The following is a 15,286-nucleotide window of genomic DNA, read 5'->3' as shown; positions in this document are numbered from 1 at the left end:
GACATCACACGCGCAGCCACTTGCGGGCCGTGGGGCCCGCGAAGCGCATCACCCCGGCGACGAGGAAGAAGCGCACGGTGCGGCCGATGACGGCGGCCAGCAGGAAGCGGTCCAGCGGCACGGCCACCATGCCGCTGCCGATCGCCACCACCTTGAACGGGGTGGGCAGCACCGAGCACAGCAGCGCCAGCGCCCAGAAGTTCTGACCCAGCAGCTCGCCCAGCGTCGAGTCGATGCCGAAGCGCTGCACGCGCATGTTGAGGTCGATCTCCAGGAAGCTGACGGCCCCCGCGTTGATGAGGGTGCCCAGCCAGTAGCCGAAGAAGCCGCCGAAGAGGCTGGCCACCGTGCCCAGCACGGCGTAGCGCACCCACTTCTGGGGCTGGGCCAGCACCATGGGCACCAGCAGCGCGAAGGGCGGCACCGGGAAGAACGAGCCGTCGACGAAGGCCACCACCAGCATCGCCGCCACGGCGTGCTTCGTGGAGGCCAGGGCCTCTACCCGCAGGTAGAGTCGGCGGTACCAGGAGAGCTTCACGGGCTTGGCGGTGGCGGCCGCCGGGGCAGGGGACATGTCCGACATGTGGTCGCGCACCCTAGCGGAACCACAGCCGGTTTCCACCGCCCTGCGGGCCGGTGAGCGCCCGCCTGATTGGGATGCGACCAGCGCAACCCATCCTTATGAACAAAGGGAACGGAGAGGGTGCGCACCATGACGACAGTCCAGGAACGTGTAGCCCAGGCCGCGGATTCGCTGAAGGTCTTCCCGCTGCCCTCGGCGGTGCTCTTCCCTCACTCCGCCATCCCCCTGCACATCTTCGAGCCACGCTACCGGGACCTGATACGCGATGCGCTGGAGGGAGACAAGGTGATGGCGCTCGCCCAGCTCGAGCCGGGCTGGGAGTCGCGCTACGGGGCGCGGCCCCTCATGCAGCCGCTCATGTGCGCCGGCCTCATCGTCTGGCACGACGAGCTGCCGGACGGGCGCTACAACATCCTGCTCCAGGGGGTGTGCCGCGCGCGGCTGCTCTCCGAGCTGCCGCCGGACCGCCTGTACCGCGAGGCGCGCGTCGAGCTGTTGCCGGACCCGACGTACCACGGCCCGGAGGAGGAGCAGCTGCGGCAGGCCGTCTTCGAGCTGGTAGGCCGGGTGCCGCCCTCCTTCTCCGAGGGGTTGGTGCCTGCGGTGGCTCGTGCCAACGGGGGCGCGCTGGCCGACGTGGTGGCCGCCGCCATCATCCCCGAGCCGGAGCGGCGCCAGGCGTTGCTGGCCGAGCTGGACGTGCGCCAGCGCCTGCAGGAGGTGACCGATGAGGTGGGTGAGCTCATCGCCCGCCTCCAGCCGCTGCGGCCCGCGGGCCCGCTGAACTGAGGGCAGGGGCGCCCAAGGGGCTTGCGTCCTCCCCGTCCCAGGCATTTGCTGCGCCTGGACATGACACCGGCCTTTCGGCGCATGGAGCGCGCCGGGGCCTGAAGGGGACCTTTCACCCATGCGGCTCGTCAAGGTAGGGCTGGCCAGCGCCAATACGACCGTGGGCGCCTTCTCGCGCAACGTGGACCGGGCGCTCACGCTGGCGCGGAAGATGGCGGCCGAGGACGTCACCGTCGCCCTCTTCCAGGAGCAGCTCATCGGCGGCTACCCGGCCGAGGATCTGGTCCAGTGGCAGGGCTTCATCGACCACCAGTGGCCCCAGCTGGAGCGCTTCGCCCAGGAGACGGCCTCGCTGTCCACCGTCTTCGTGGTGGGCGTGGCGGTGGCCCACCAGGGCCTGCGCCTCAACTGCGCGGCGGTGGTGGCGGGCGGCAAGGTGCTGGGCCTGGTGCCCAAGGAGAAGCTGCCCACCTACAGCGTCTTCTACGAGGTGCGCACCTACGCGCGCGGCTATCCGGGCATGGCCGAGGTCCACCGGGGCGTGCCGCTGGGCGACTACCTGTTCCGCTTCGACTTCGGCACCCTGGCCCCAGAGGTGTGCGAGGACATCTGGAGCGCGGACGGGCCACAGCGGCGGCGCACCTACTCGGGCGGCGAGCTGGTGGTGAACCTGTCCGCCTCGCCGTTCCGCCTGGGCTTCGTGGACACGCGCCGGGAGCTCATCGCCACGCGCGCCGCGGACCACCAATGCACCATCGCCTACGCCAACGCGCTGGGCAGCAATGACGGCATCATCTTCGACGGCGGCGGCTTCCTGAACCAGAACGGCCGGCACGTGGTCGAGACGCCGCGCTTCCAGGAGGGCTACACCGCCGCGGTGGTGGACCTGGACCGAACCATGCGCCTGCGCACGGAGAACACCACCTGGCGCAGCGACCGCGAGGCGTGGCTGGCCGGCGGCGGCAAGCTGGTGCCCACGCTGGATTGCACGGCCTCCTTCCGCAGCCAGCGCGAGAAGCTCACCTACCCGGTGCCTGCGCACCGCAGCTTCTTCCTGCCCGGGCCGGATCAGCGCCGCAGCGCCCGCGAGGCGCTGTGCGAGGATCTGCTGGACGCGCTGGCGCTGGGCGTGGGCGACTACTTCGAGAAGACGCGCGCCTTCAAGGTGCTGGGCATTGCGCTGTCGGGCGGCCGTGACTCGCTGCTGACGCTGCTCATCGCCCACCGCTATGCCAAGCGCGTGCGGCCGGAGAACCCGGGCTCGCTGCTGCAGGCCTTCTACATGCCCAGCCGCTACTCCAGCGACACCACGCGCGAGGCGGCGGAGACGATCGCCCGCGAGCTGGGCGTGCCCTTCCAGGTGGTGCCCATCGAGGAGGCCTTCGACCGGGAGCTGGCCGTCGTGAAGCAGATGCTGGGCGACAAGGCCGTCACCCCCATCACCGAGCAGAACATCCAGGCGCGCCTGCGCGCACAGCGCATGTGGAACTGGTCCAACTCGTGCGGCGGCCTGTTCCTGCAGACGGGCAACATGAGCGAGAAGGCGGTGGGCTACACCACCATCGGCGGCGACCTCATGGGTGCCCTGGCCGTCATCGCCAACGTGCCGAAGACGGTGGTCATGTACCTGCTGGACTACCTGCAGGAGAAGACGGGCTACGAGGGCATTCGCAAGGTGCTGTCCAAGCCCGCGGGGCCGGAGCTGGCGCACAATCAGGTGGGCGAGGAGGAGCTGATGCCCTTCCCCATCCTGGATGCGTGCTTCTACCTCTTCGCCGGCGAGAAGCTCCTGCCCGCGGAGCTGGTGCAGGCCCTCTCCGCCATGTTCCCCGAGGTGGAGACCGCGCGGCTCCAGGGCTACGTGGAGAAGTTCGTCCGCCTCTTCCTGCAGTCCATCTACAAGTGGGTGCAGTCGCCGCTGTCGCTGCACATCGGCAACCTGGACCTCGACCGCGAGCGCGCGATGCAGATCCCCGTGGTCACCGGTTCGGAGTGGACGCGCGGGTAGGGCCAGCTCGGCCGACCGGCTGCTCACCGTCCAAGGGCGCTGGCGCTGGCTTCTTCCTGGCGCGAACCTTGCCGGAGGTGTCTGCGGGGCCAACCTTCATGTCGGTCAATCGACAACGGAGGGTTGGATGAAGACGAAGATTCTGGTTGGAGCAGTCGCGGCGCTCCTCTACGGCGGTGTGGCGCTTGCGGGTGGCAACAAGGACTGCCCACCGGGCTACGAGAAGAAAGACACGCAGGCGAGCATGGACACGGGCTCGCAGGCGGTGGAGGACCAGAGCCTGACAGTCATCGAGACCGAGCCGGTCGACTCATCCATCGGAGGGAGTGGACAGGCGGGCATCGATGAAGACGTGAGCGCCCGCAGCGAGGCCACCCTGGATGCCAACAAGGACTTCCACGGGGACGTCGGTGTCGGCGGCAGCGGACAGGCCGGCGAAGACATCATGCTGCGCTGCGAGCCGGTGAAGCGCGATGCCACGGGCGGTAGTGGCTGGAACGACAACTACGGCTCCGACATCGGCGGCAGTGGCGTGCAGAGCGAGCCGCTCCGTGAGCCGGAGATCACCCCGCCGGCCGAGCCGGTGATTCCTCCCGCCGCCCCGAGCGGTGCCTTCGCCCCCATCGAGGAGCGCGAAGAGGTGAAGGAGGACAAGACGAACATGCGCGGCCTCACCGTGATGGTGGGCGGCGGTGTGGAAGGCTACACCGGTGCGCTGGCTCCGGAGATCAACCCCGGTCCCTCGTACGGTGTGACGGCCGCCATCAAGCCCTCGAAGGTGCTGGGCATCGAGCTGGGCTACAGCGGCGCGGTGAACAACCTGGATAGCACGGCGCTGGGTGCCGACAGCGGTCCGGACCTGGTCCGTAACGGTGGCCAGGCGGCGCTGACCTTCGGTCTGACGGCCACTCCGGTGCAGCCGTACGTGCTGGGCGGCATCGGCTTCAGCGACTACAACTTCCGCGGTGCCGCTGCCTCGGGCTTCGGGGATGACCTGGTTGGTAACGTGCCGGTGGGCGCCGGTCTGCGCACCCACGTGGGCGACTTCACCCTCGACCTGCGCGGTAACTACAACTTCCTGTTCGACCAGGAGTTCGCGGGTGTGGATGACGGTCTGAACGAGAACGGCCGGTACAGCGGCACGCTGAACATCGGCGGTACGTTCTAGTCCGAGCACGAGCGAAACAGACGGCACGGCACCCTGGAAGCACGCGGGGTGCCGCGCCGTTTTCGCGTGCCGGGCGCGCTCGGCTCAGGTGGGTTCAGCCGGGGCGGGAGGGGAAGGGGGCGGATGGATGCGCACGCGCTTCACCTTCCGGGGAGAGGCCTCGAGCACCTCCAGCACGGTGCCGTCTTCCAGGCTCAGGCGCGTCTTCGCGGCGGGGATGGCGCCAGCCAGCGACATGCACAACCCCGCCACCGTGGACCAGCTCTCGCTCTCGGGCAGCTCCAGGCCCACCGCGCGGTTCACGTCCCGGATGGTCAGAATGGCATCGACCACCACGGTGCCGTCCGCCTCGCGGCGCAGTTGCTCGGGAGGTGTCTCGTGCTCACTGAAGATCTCCCCGACCAGCTCCTCCACGAGGTCCTCGATGGTGGCCAGGCCGGACATGCCTCCCTGCTCGTCCACCACGATGGCCAGGTGCATGCGCCGCGCTTGCAACTGGCGCAGCAGATCCAGCGCCCGCGTCGTCTCCGGGACGAAGTAGGCGGGGCGCAGCAGGTCCTCCAGGACGATCAGCTGCTTCTCGAAGGCCATGCCCAGCAGATCCTTGGCGATGACATAGCCGACGATGTTGTCCACCGTGCCCTCGTAGACGGGCATGCGCGAGTGCCCCTCTTCCAGGAGCATCTGCTGAATCTCCTGCGTGGAGGCGTGGCGGCGCAGCGCGATGACGCGCGAGCGGGGCACCATGACATCCACCGCCGTGAGCTCCGCCATCTCGAAGGCGCGCGAGGCGATGTCTCCGGTGCGCGGGTCCACCGTCCCCGTCTTGGCGGCCTCCTCCACCAGTTGTTGGAGCTCATCGGCGGACAGGCGCGACTCGGTGAAGGTGGTCCGGTCTCCGAACAGGCGCAGCACGACGTTGGAGCTGAAGGTGAGAAACCACACCACGGGCTTCATCAGCCGGGAGAGGCCCCGCAGCGGCTGGGCGATGAGCAGCGCGTAGCGCTCGGCGTACCGCAGCGCCAGGGACTTGGGCACCAGCTCGCCCAGCACCAGGGACAGGAAGGAGACGAACCCGACGACCAGCGCGAAGGCCACCTCCTCGGCATGTTGGGGGTTGACGCCCACCTGTTCCAGCACCGCCGCGAACCGCAGGGCGATGGAGGCGCCACCGAAGGCGGCCGCCGTGGCGCTGATGACGGTGATGCCAATCTGCACGGTGGCCAGGAACCGCTCCGGGTTGTCCCGGAGCGCCAGCACGGCGCGCGCGGCCCCGCTGCCCGCGTCCACCAGCTCCTGCAGCCGCGTCTTCCGGATGGAGAGCAAGGCGATCTCCGCGCCCGCGAAGATGCCGTTGGCGAGGACCAGCACCAGGATGAGGATCAATTCTGAAGCGATGACCGCGACTCCTTCTCCATAGGGGGGCAAGCGTACATGCGCCGTCTGGGACAACCGGTATCTACCGCGCGCCGGCCGGAGGCAGCATGGAAAAGGGAACACTCGGGTAGGGAATACGGCGCGAGCGTCCAGGGCGCGTTAAGGTGAAGCTTCTTCCTTTTTCCCAGGAGGCCCGTGGATGGGCTTGCAGGTGGACGACGTGAAGGTAGGGACCGGCGCCGAGGCGAAGGCCGGCAAGACGGTCACGGTGCATTACGTGGGCACGCTCACCAATGGCTCCAAGTTCGACAGCAGCCGGGACCGCCGACAGGGGTTCTCCTTCGAGCTGGGCGCGGGTGAGGTCATCCAGGGGTGGGACCAGGGCGTGGCGGGCATGAAGGTGGGCGGGTTGCGCAAGCTCACCATTCCGCCGGAGCTGGGGTACGGCGCGCGCGGCTTTCCGCCCGTCATCCCTCCCAACTCCACGCTCATCTTCGAGGTGGAATTGTTGGACGTGAAGTAGGCGAGAGCGAGGCCAGACATGGCGACGATCGAGATCAGCAAGGACAACTTCAAGGACACCGTGGGCAAGCAGGGCATCGTCATGCTCGATTGGTGGGCGTCGTGGTGCGGGCCGTGCCGGGCCTTCGCCCCCATCTATGAGCAGACGGCCGGCAAGCACGCGGACATCACCTTCGGGAAGATCGACACCGACGCCCAGCAGGAGCTGGCCGGGGCGTTCGAGATTCGCTCCATCCCCACGCTGATGGTGTTCCGGGATGGCATCCTCCTGTTCGAGCAGGCCGGGGCGTTGCCGGCCGCCGCGCTCGAGGACCTCATCTCCAAGGTGCGGGCGCTGGACATGGAGGATGTGCGCAAGCAGGTGGAAGCACAGCGCGCGGCGCAGGAGCCGCCCAAGGCCTGACGACGTGCTCCGGGCGGTCCTCTTCGACATGGATGGGGTGCTCCTCAAGAGCGAGGAGGCCTGGGCGCACGTGGTGGCGGCCGCGGGAGAGCATTTCCGCGGCCGCGCCGTGAGCCGGGAGGAGTTCCAGCCCACCTTCGGCCAGGGCACCGAGGCGGACGTGCGCGTCTTCGGCCTGCGGTGTACTCCGGCCGAGCTGGACCGCTTCTATGTGGAGCACTTCCCGCGCTACGCGCAGTCCGTGTGGGTGAATCCCGAGGCGCGGCCGTTGTTGGAGACGCTGGGGGCGCGGGGCCTGCGGCGCGCGGTGGTGACGAACACCGTGTCCCCGCTGGCCGCCACGTTGCTGGAGGCGGCGCGCTTGACTGACTGCTTCGAGTCCGTGGCATGCGCGGACCTCGTGGCGCGCTCGAAGCCCGCGCCGGATCTGGTGCTGTACGCGCTGGAGAAGCTGGGCGTGGCCGCCGGCGAGGCGCTGATGGTGGGCGACTCGCGCTACGACCGGGGCGCGGCCGGGGCCGCGGGCGTGCGCTTCGTGGGGCTGGGGCTGGACGGGGATGCGCGCATCGAGCGGCTGAGCGAGCTGATGGCCCAGCTCACGGTTCCTGCTGGAGCTTATTGAGGTAGGCGACGAGCGCGTCCACCTGCGCGTTGGAGAGCAGCTCCTCGGGGAAGGCGGGCATGGTGCCCACGCCCTTGCGGATCTGCAGGTGCATGGCGGCGCCCGGCAGTGGCTTGTTGTTGAGGGCCGGGCCCAGGCCCGCCGCGCCTCCCGGGTGGCAGTGGTGGCAGTGCTCCATGAAGAGCCGCTCGCCCTGTTGCTCCTGCTCGGTGAGCTGCAGAGGGGGGCCGAAGGGAACGCCGCGTCGTGCCTGGCCACAGGCGGTGCCCAGGGCTACTACGGCGAGCAGCGCGGCGGGGCCGCCGAGGTGTCTCATGTGCCCTCCGGAGCGCGGGTGACGCGCCAGAGCACGCCGGTCTCCTTATAAGGATGGATGTTGCCCTCCCCGTCCAGGGTCATCACCCCGAAGTCGACGATGTAGAGCGCTCGGCCGCTGGGGTCGAAGCGGGCATCCATGGGGCGCTCGAGGCCCGCTCGGCCCAGGCGCGAGGCGGGGCCTCCGCTGCCCTTGTCCAGGTTGGCCGCGAAGTCGTGGATGGTGCCGGTGGCCACGTCCACGCGCACCACCTTGAAGCCCACCGGGCCGAACACCTTGCCCGTGTTGGGCGTCATGTCGCCGAACTGGGCGATGAAGGCGTGGCCCACGTGGCCGAACTCCGGGCTGCGTGAGAAGTCGAAGCGGTTGGAGGAGGAGTGAACTCCGAGGCGCGCCGTTGGCTTGGGCGGGGCGCTCGTCGGAGGAAGCTGGAGCAGGGCCCTCGGCGCGTTCTGCTGGCCGGGAGGCTTGTGCCACTCCTGGCTCACCGCCCGGTCTCCGGAGAAGTCGGGCCAGCCGTACCAGGTGTCGGGCGTCACCTCCCAGAGCAGGTCGGGCGCGCCGTAGAGCGGACGGCTGCCGCGCATGTCGTAGCCGTTGTCGGTGGCGTACAGCCGGCCACTCGGAGAGAACGCGAGCCCGTAGGGGTTGCGGAAGCCCCACGCCACCAGCTCCGGCGCGGTGGCGCCTGGGGGCAGGCGGAAGATGGCGCCGGAGCAGGGCACCTGGCCGGCGATGGTCTGGCCGCGCTCCGTCGGGGTGCCGAAGGGGACGTAGGCGCCAGTGGTGGCCTTGTCGTCCGGGTCCGGCGTGAGCGGGTTGTCGCTGGTGTAATTGGTGCCGTTGAGGGTGATGTCCTGGCAGGGGATGTCGTGGAACTTCGGGTGGCGGCCGAGCCAACCCATGTGCGCATTGTCCGGCCCCACCACGCCCGCGTTCGTCGCCGTGCCCACGCTGAAGTACAGAGCTCCGTCCGGGCCGATGGCGGGCCCGTTGGTGTGGTGGTCTCCCAGGCTCGGCAGGCCCGAGAGGAGCGGAGTGAGCTGCCCGTCCGGCGTCACCCGGACGATGCGGCCTCCGTCCTTCTGTCCGCCCTCGGCGATGTAGAAGGCGCCCTGGTGGAAGGTGACGCCGGTCCAGGGCGGGTGGTCTCCGCGCGCCACCACGGTGCGCTGGCCGTCCTTCTCGATGCGGACGAGCCGGGCCTCGGTGAAGTCCTCGCCGTAGCTGTAGCCGGCCTCGATGACGTGCGGGGTGCCCGCGTCATCGAAGGCCACTCCGGTGGGGTAGGTGAGGCCAGTGGTCACCACCTCCAAGCGGTAGCCGGGTGGGAGCGCCACGTCCGCGGGTTCCATGCGGCGGGGTGGCTTGAACTGGGTTTCGCCGCCACCTCGCGAGGAGATGAGGCCGTAGCAGCCGGCCAGCGGGAGCAGGGCAGCGGACACCACGGCCAGCCGGGTGAAAGCGGAGGAACGCATAGGAGCGCGGGCGCCTCGAAGACGGGAGGAAAGGCGGGCCCGACGCTAGAGAGGGGGCGCTGGGTGGACAAGGCACCCGAGCGCGAGGGTTGTCTCCGAGACGGCGCGCCGGACCGAGGTGTCCGACGGCGGGCACTTCTTCAGAACGCCGCGCCCAGGCGCAGGAGGTTGATCTGGAAGTCCAGCGCGGGCGCTACGTCCTCGCGCTCCGAGGCGTAGCCCGCGATCTCGGGCCCCAGCATCATCCCCGTGTACGCGCCCTTGGGGTTGTTGAAGCCCAGGCCCGCGCTCAGTCCCAAGCCGACGCTCCCGTAGAGCGGGCCGAGGACGAATTGCCAGCCCGCCTCCACTCCCGCCTTGAGCTGGAAGGCCGTGCCGCCCTGATGCTGGATGGCGTCGGCCTCGTAGAAGTAGTCGACGTCATTGATCAGCACCCCGATGAGCTTGGGCTGCACGAAGAAGCCGGAGAGCAGCCCGCGCGACGAGTAGGTTGGCCCTCCCGAGAGCGAGACCGCCGTGAAGGAGCTTCCGACATTCTTGTCGCGCTCCATCAGCCCGCGCGACACGTTCAGCTCCAGCGCCAGCCCGCGCTGCTCATCGAGCGGGAAGCTCACGCCCGCGGCGACGACGACCTGCTGGCCTTCGCCCGCGAGCAGGGTCAACCCCAGCGGCCGGATCCAAACGGCACGGCGCGGGGACTTTGAGGCGGAGGGCTCGACAGGCGCGGTGGGCGCGGGCTCCACCTGCGCCGAGGTCGAGAGCAGCACGGTGACGAGCAGGGCGGAGAGGTTCATGGCGCGGAGGCCCGAGCATAGGCCATTTCCACGGAAGCACTGGAGCCTCGGGCCTCTCCGGGCGGGAGCGCCTGCCCCGGAGGCGCTCCGGACAAACCTGTCAGACATCATACAAGTTTGGCCGGAGCGTCGCCGGGCCTCGGGTCGGGGCAGCAGGGGTTTAGACGGCCAGGTTCTTCAGGCGCACGTTGAGGTGGGTGCTGCCCGTGCCCAGCGTGCTCGCGTCATCCGTGGGGATGACGTAGCCCTGATCCGCGCCCACCAGCTTGCGGTAGTAGTCGACGATCCCCGGGTCCTGGACGTTGGACGTGGTGGTCTTCTTGATGCCGTACGTCTGGCCGTTCGCGTCCTTCGCCTTGATGGCGTCCGGGGCGGACGCCAGGAGGTTGTCCAACGTGCCGGACTTCCGGCCGCCGCCCTCTGGCTCGATGGTCATGCTGGCGTTGAGGCCTTCGATGTAGCTCACGTCGTAGTAGGTCTGGTTGCCGCCGCCGTTGAACTTCACCTCGCCCAACGTCGCCGCCGCGCCATCGCCCGAGGTGCTGCGGAAGTTGCCCGACCAGCCCTGCGGGAACGCCACCGTCTGCGTCTTGCCCGGCTCGATGGTCAGCGGATCCATCGGCTTCTCGCCCGCGTTCGGCGTGAACTGGATCGTCATCGGCTTGGTGCCGTCGTTGGTGAAGGTCATCGTGTTGCCCTCCTTCTTGGCGTCGCCGGGCGAGCCGATCGCCTGGGCCTGGGAGACCGGAGCGCCCGGCTCGGCGGGAGCAGGCTGAGCGGCCGGGGTGGGCTGCTCGCCCGGGGTTCCCTGCATGGCCGGGGCAGGCTGCTCACCCGGGACGCTCGGAGCGTTCTTCGCCCCCGGGGCCGACGGCGGGGTCTGCGCGCCCTTGACGGCCGGTGTACCCTGGAGCCCCGGGCCGCCCTCACCACCCAGCAGCCGCGCCGTCTGCGAGAGCACCTGCGCCAGCCGCGCGAACACCTGAGCCACCTCCTTCAGGTTGTTCACCTGCTTCGGATCCATCATGGGGGAATCGAAGCCGTCGGACTGGAGCATCCGACGCATGTCCAACCCCTGCCCGCGCCGGGTGCCCCCGAACTGCGAGGAGTCCAGGGAGCGGAGGCCGCGCGTCTCAGCCTGGGAGACGCGGTCGGAGGAGAGGGCGGGAACGGAGGGGCGGGAGACAGGGGGCAGGGCCATGACGGGTTTCCTCTGGGGTAGGAGACCCGCGCTCAGAGAGCATGTGGCATGCCATGCTCCACAACCGCCTCGAAACGCACCCTTCCGAGGGAAACCCAGGGGCGCCGGGACCGCGGGAGCGCCAAAATCCTGGTCACTCCCGTTACCGCCTGGTCACTGCAGTTACCACCCGGCTAGCTGGCCTCGCCCGCGCCCAGGCGGCGGCTGCCGATGCCGGTGCCGTTGCCGAGGTTCGCCGTCTGGTCCAGGTTGCTCCGGGAGAGCGCCTCGCGCTCCTCCTGCGTCGCGTTCGGCCGGTTCTCGATGAGCATCATGCCACCGGTGCCGTTGTGCTTGAGGCGGGCCGCATCCATGGCGCCCAGCAGGTCGCGCGCCGACACCCAGTACGAGCCGTTGACCGAGTCCTTCACCCGGAACTTGTCGTCCATCGGGTCATTGCTCAGCTCGCCCTTGTTGTAGCCATCGATGGTGACCCAGTGCAGGGCCCCCGTCTCCTGCTTCTTCTGGCCGTCCGGGAGCAGGGAGTTGGTGAGCGCGGTGGAGTCCACCATGGCCATGCCCATCTGGCCCGACTTCAGGCCTTCGCTGATGGCCGCCGGGTCGTAGTTCGACATGCCGCGGGTGACGGCGATGCCCATGGAGCCCAGCATGGCGCCCATCTCCTCGGGCCGGGCGCCGTCATCCAGGTTCACCTCGAACCGGTCCTGCACGGCCTTGCTGGCGGCCGCCGTCGTGGAGCGGACCTCCTCGCGCTTCTGGTCGTCCGAGGCGGGCGCCACCTTCGCGTCCTTCGCCTTCTTCACCTGCGCGAGGCTCGCCTCGCCGCAGTTGACGTCCGTCGTCTGCGCCACGGGCCCCTCGTCGCTCTTCCACTGCCGCTCGGCCTGGGCGCCCTCGGCCTCGTTGACCAGCTGGGAGCCGGCCAGGACCGGCAGCGCCGGCACGTTCAGTGCGGGAAGGCCCGGACGGGAGGTGGAGCTGGCCTCGAAGGTGTCCCGGTAGTACTCCGAAGAGCCCGGGGCCGTCTTTTCAGGCACTTGCGGGGACTTCTGAGACGGGGACGTCGTCTCCACGGAGCGCGTCCGCAGTGAGATCAGAGAAGGAATCAGGGTGTTGAGGTTCACGCCCATGGCTGCCTCCGGGGGGATAGGTGCCGCAATGCGCCGTTATGGATTATCGGCGGGGGGACCGTAAAGGTTGTGCGGAAAGTTATAGCAAGCCGCGTGCCCAGTGGGGTTGGCCCGCGACGTGCGAGTAGACTGGGCCCATGCAGGACACGGATGACTCGGGCTTCTCCGGCCCGGCACCAGAGCCAACGAAGACAGAATCCATCGCGGAGGCCGCCGCCGAGCCGAGCCCCCCGCCGCGCAAGGGCCCGGAGACAGGGCCGACCGCCATGCCCGGGGAGCTCGCCGGGCCGCGGCGGACGGAGACCGACCGGGTAGGGCGGTTCCTCCCGCTCCGGGTGCTGGGCGAGGGCGGCATGGGCGTGGTGTACGCCGCCTATGACCCGGACCTGGACCGGAAGGTCGCCCTCAAGCTGCTGCGCGTGACGGGCGGGGAGCGGGATCTGGAGCTGGGGTACTCGCGGCTGTTGCGCGAGGCGCAGGCCATGGCCCGCATCTCGCACCCCAACGTCATCCCCGTCTTCGAGGCGGCCCCCTGGCAAGGCCAGGTCTACGTGGCCATGGAGCTGGTGGACGGGGGCACGCTGCGCGAGTGGGTGCGCTCGGAGCCCCGCTCCTGGCGCGAGGTGCTGGAGAAGTACCTCGCCGCGGGCCGGGGGCTGGCGGCCGCGCACGCTGCGGGCCTGGTCCACCGCGACTTCAAGCCGGCCAACGTGCTGGTGGGACGCGACGGCCGCGTCTTCGTCACCGACTTCGGCCTGGTCCGCGCGGTGGGCGAGTCCGGCCGGGACGAGGGCGGGCGCTCGCTGCTGGCGCCGCTCCCTTCGAAGATGCTGAGCGAGCCGCTCACGCAGACCGGCATGGTGATGGGCACGCCCGCATATATGTCGCCCGAGCAGTTCCGGGGCGAGGTGGTGGACGCGCGCTCGGATCAGTTCAGCTTCTGCGCCGGGTTGTACCGGGACCTCTATGGGCAGCGCCCCTTCGATCCGGATCAGCTCTCGCGGTTCGCGGCGGCGCGGTCCTCGAAGGGCCCGGACACGGGAGGCCCAGGCCGCACCGTCTCGCTGAAGAAGCCCGACGAGGCGACGCCCGCCTCTCCCATCCTCGAGCCTCCCCGGGACGCGCGGGTGCCCGCCTGGGTCCGCCGCGCGGTGATGCGTGGGCTGTCGCTGGAGCCGGCCGACCGCTTCGCCTCCATGGAGGCGCTGCTGGAGGCGCTGTCCCAGGAGCAGCGGCTGGCGGTGAAGCGCCGGCGGTTGGGCGTGAGCGTGGCGCTGGCGGGAGTGCTGGGCGTGGCGGGCGCGGGCGCGTGGTGGAACTCGCGGGTGTGCGCGGGGGCCGAGGGGCTGCTGACGGACATCTGGGGCCCCACGGCGCGGCAGCGGCTGGCGGCGGCCTTCGAGGCCACGGGCAACGTGGTGGCCGGCGAGCGGGCCCAGCGCGTGGGCGAGCTGCTGGACGCCTACGCGGGCGCGTGGGCGCGGCAGCACACCGAGGCGTGCGAGGACACGCGGGTGCGGCAGGTGCAGACGGAGGAGCTGTTGTCCCAGCGGGTGGTGTGCCTGGAGCGGCGGCGCAAGGACTTGCGGGCGGTGGTGGAGGCGCTGGCGGGCACGGACCGGGCGGGAGTGGACAAGGCGCTGGATGCCGTCTACGCGCTGCCTTCGCCCCAGGACTGCGCGGACCTCGAGGCGCTGAACGGGCAGCAGCCCCGACCGGCGGACCCCGCCCTGCGCGCGGAGCTGGAGCAGCTGGAGGGCCAGGTCTCGGAGGTGAAGGCGCAGCTGGACCTGAGCCGCTACCCGGTCGCGCTGGAGAAGGCGCGCGCGTTGGAGCCGAAGGTGCTGGCCACGGGCTACCTGCCGCTGATGGCGGAGGTGCGCTTCCACCTGGGCTGGCTCCAGGCGCTCAAGGGCGAGAAGGAGCAGGGCGCGGGAGTGCTGGAGCAGGCCGTGTATGACGCCGAGGCCGGGCGGACGGACCGGTTGGAGGTCTCCGTGCTCAACAAGCTCCTCTATGTGGAGGGGGAGCGGAAGCGCTTCGAGCACGCCACGCGCTGGGCGCGGTTGGGCGAGGCGACGCTGCAGCGGCTTGGCGGGGACGCGGTGCTGGAGGGAGACCTGCTGGTGAACCAGGCCAACCTCGCCCTCATGCAGGATCAGCCGCAGCAGGCGCGCGGGCTCTTGGAGAAGGCCTCCGAGCGGCTGGCGCGGGTGCTGCCGTCGGGGCACCCCAAGCGGGCGCGGGTGGCCTTCACGCTGGGGCGGACGTTGCTGGAGCTGGGCGCCTTCGCCGAGTCGAAGCAGGTGCTGGAGGACGCCCTGCGCCAGACGGAGGCCGCCGTGGGCCCGCTGCACATGGACACGGCGCGCCGGCACATGGCCCTCTCCATGGCGCTGCGCGAGCTGAAGGAGTACCCCCAGGCGCTGGAGCACGCCCAGGCGAACGTGCGCATCCAGCGCAAGCTGGTGGGGCCCACCTACCTGGGGCTGGCCGAGGCGCTGGACGAGGAGGGCATGAGCCTGCTCGCGCTCAAGCGCTACGAGGAGGCGCTGAAGGTGTACGAGGAGGCGCTGGCGGTGAAGCGCCAGAACCTGGAGGAGGGGGACGAGCTCTTCCAGTACTCCTATGACGGTGTCGGCCAGGCGCTGCTCGGCCTGGGGCGGACCCGCGAGGCGCTGGAGCCGCTGCGGCTGGCGGTGACGTTCACCGACGCCCAGGAGGACTCGCTGGGCGAGTCCGGCTTCGCCCTCGCGCACGCCCTATATAAGGAGGGGCAGCCCGAGGAGGCCCGGACCGAGGCGAAGCGCGCCTATGAGCGCTTCACCTCCGCCGGCCGCACCGCGCAGGCCCAGGAGGTGCAAGCCTGGCTCGACGCGCTCCCTCGATAGAGGA

14 protein-coding genes are annotated in these 15,286 nt (G+C 70.1%); 7 read left to right on the top strand and 7 right to left on the bottom strand.

Annotated elements, in window-relative coordinates:
* Positions 1-4 precede the first annotated feature (4 nt).
* On the bottom strand, positions 5-583 hold the full coding sequence (locus tag SYV04_RS38265) for a YqaA family protein (protein WP_321551007.1): 579 nt from the start codon (positions 581-583) through the stop codon (positions 5-7).
* Between the two features lie 129 nt (positions 584-712).
* On the opposite strand from SYV04_RS38265, the gene SYV04_RS38260 reads away from it, so the two are divergent.
* From SYV04_RS38260 to SYV04_RS38250, 3 genes are all read left to right on the top strand, one after another.
* Positions 713-1,372: an LON peptidase substrate-binding domain-containing protein gene (locus SYV04_RS38260; protein ID WP_321551006.1), complete on the top strand. Its 660-nt coding sequence runs from the start codon at positions 713-715 to the stop codon at positions 1,370-1,372.
* 118 nt (positions 1,373-1,490) lie between these two features.
* Positions 1,491-3,380 (top strand): NAD(+) synthase, encoded by a 1,890-nt coding sequence (gene nadE, locus SYV04_RS38255; RefSeq protein ID WP_321551005.1) that lies wholly within the window; start codon positions 1,491-1,493, stop codon positions 3,378-3,380.
* Between the two features lie 127 nt (positions 3,381-3,507).
* Complete coding sequence (locus SYV04_RS38250; RefSeq protein ID WP_321551004.1) at positions 3,508-4,548, top strand: outer membrane protein; 1,041 nt, start codon at positions 3,508-3,510, stop codon at positions 4,546-4,548.
* Between the two features lie 84 nt (positions 4,549-4,632).
* On the opposite strand, the gene SYV04_RS38245 is transcribed toward SYV04_RS38250, so the two are convergent.
* Entirely contained in the window at positions 4,633-5,919 is a 1,287-nt protein-coding gene (locus SYV04_RS38245) for a hemolysin family protein (protein ID WP_321551103.1), read from the bottom strand.
* Positions 5,920-6,124: 205 nt separating this feature from the next.
* Here SYV04_RS38245 and SYV04_RS38240 point away from each other — a divergent pair, with 205 nt between their 5' ends.
* The 3 genes from SYV04_RS38240 to SYV04_RS38230 are packed head-to-tail and all read left to right on the top strand — an operon-like array spanning position 6,125 to position 7,472.
* Positions 6,125-6,448, top strand: coding sequence for an FKBP-type peptidyl-prolyl cis-trans isomerase (locus SYV04_RS38240; protein WP_321551003.1), 324 nt, complete (start codon positions 6,125-6,127; stop codon positions 6,446-6,448).
* A gap of 18 nt (positions 6,449-6,466) precedes the next feature.
* Positions 6,467-6,850, top strand: coding sequence for a thioredoxin (gene trxA, locus SYV04_RS38235; protein ID WP_321551002.1), 384 nt, complete (start codon positions 6,467-6,469; stop codon positions 6,848-6,850).
* Positions 6,851-6,854: 4 nt separating this feature from the next.
* Positions 6,855-7,472 (top strand): HAD family hydrolase, encoded by a 618-nt coding sequence (locus SYV04_RS38230; protein WP_321551001.1) that lies wholly within the window; start codon positions 6,855-6,857, stop codon positions 7,470-7,472.
* On the opposite strand, the gene SYV04_RS38225 is transcribed toward SYV04_RS38230, so the two are convergent.
* The 5 genes from SYV04_RS38225 to SYV04_RS38205 all read right to left on the bottom strand — a co-directional run bounded on the left by SYV04_RS38225 (position 7,447) and on the right by SYV04_RS38205 (position 12,298).
* The gene (locus SYV04_RS38225) at positions 7,447-7,788 is read right to left on the bottom strand and encodes a c-type cytochrome (protein ID WP_321551000.1); all 342 of its coding nucleotides are present in this window, start codon (positions 7,786-7,788) and stop codon (positions 7,447-7,449) included. The genes SYV04_RS38230 and SYV04_RS38225 overlap by 26 nt on opposite strands.
* Positions 7,785-9,266, bottom strand: coding sequence for a PQQ-dependent sugar dehydrogenase (locus SYV04_RS38220; protein WP_321550999.1), 1,482 nt, complete (start codon positions 9,264-9,266; stop codon positions 7,785-7,787). The genes SYV04_RS38225 and SYV04_RS38220 overlap by 4 nt, the downstream gene beginning before the upstream one ends.
* 140 nt (positions 9,267-9,406) lie before the next feature.
* Positions 9,407-10,060: a hypothetical protein gene (locus SYV04_RS38215; protein WP_321550998.1), complete on the bottom strand. Its 654-nt coding sequence runs from the start codon at positions 10,058-10,060 to the stop codon at positions 9,407-9,409.
* A gap of 160 nt (positions 10,061-10,220) precedes the next feature.
* On the bottom strand, positions 10,221-11,261 hold the full coding sequence (locus SYV04_RS38210) for a hypothetical protein (protein ID WP_321550997.1): 1,041 nt from the start codon (positions 11,259-11,261) through the stop codon (positions 10,221-10,223).
* Between the two features lie 173 nt (positions 11,262-11,434).
* Positions 11,435-12,298, bottom strand: a complete 864-nt coding sequence (locus SYV04_RS38205; RefSeq protein WP_321550996.1) for a hypothetical protein — start codon at positions 12,296-12,298, stop codon at positions 11,435-11,437.
* 230 nt (positions 12,299-12,528) lie between these two features.
* On the opposite strand from SYV04_RS38205, the gene SYV04_RS38200 reads away from it, so the two are divergent.
* Positions 12,529-15,282 carry a serine/threonine-protein kinase gene (locus SYV04_RS38200; protein WP_321550995.1) on the top strand — a complete coding sequence of 918 codons (2,754 nt, stop codon included), beginning with the start codon at positions 12,529-12,531 and terminating at the stop codon, positions 15,280-15,282.
* The last annotated feature ends 4 nt before the right edge of the window (positions 15,283-15,286 follow it).

The sequence above is a fragment of the Hyalangium ruber genome, assembly GCF_034259325.1.
Lineage (GTDB): Bacteria > Myxococcota > Myxococcia > Myxococcales > Myxococcaceae > Hyalangium_A > Hyalangium_A rubrum.
The sequence above is the reverse complement of the archived record's forward strand: the minus strand, read 5'-3'. Positions and strand labels throughout refer to the sequence as shown.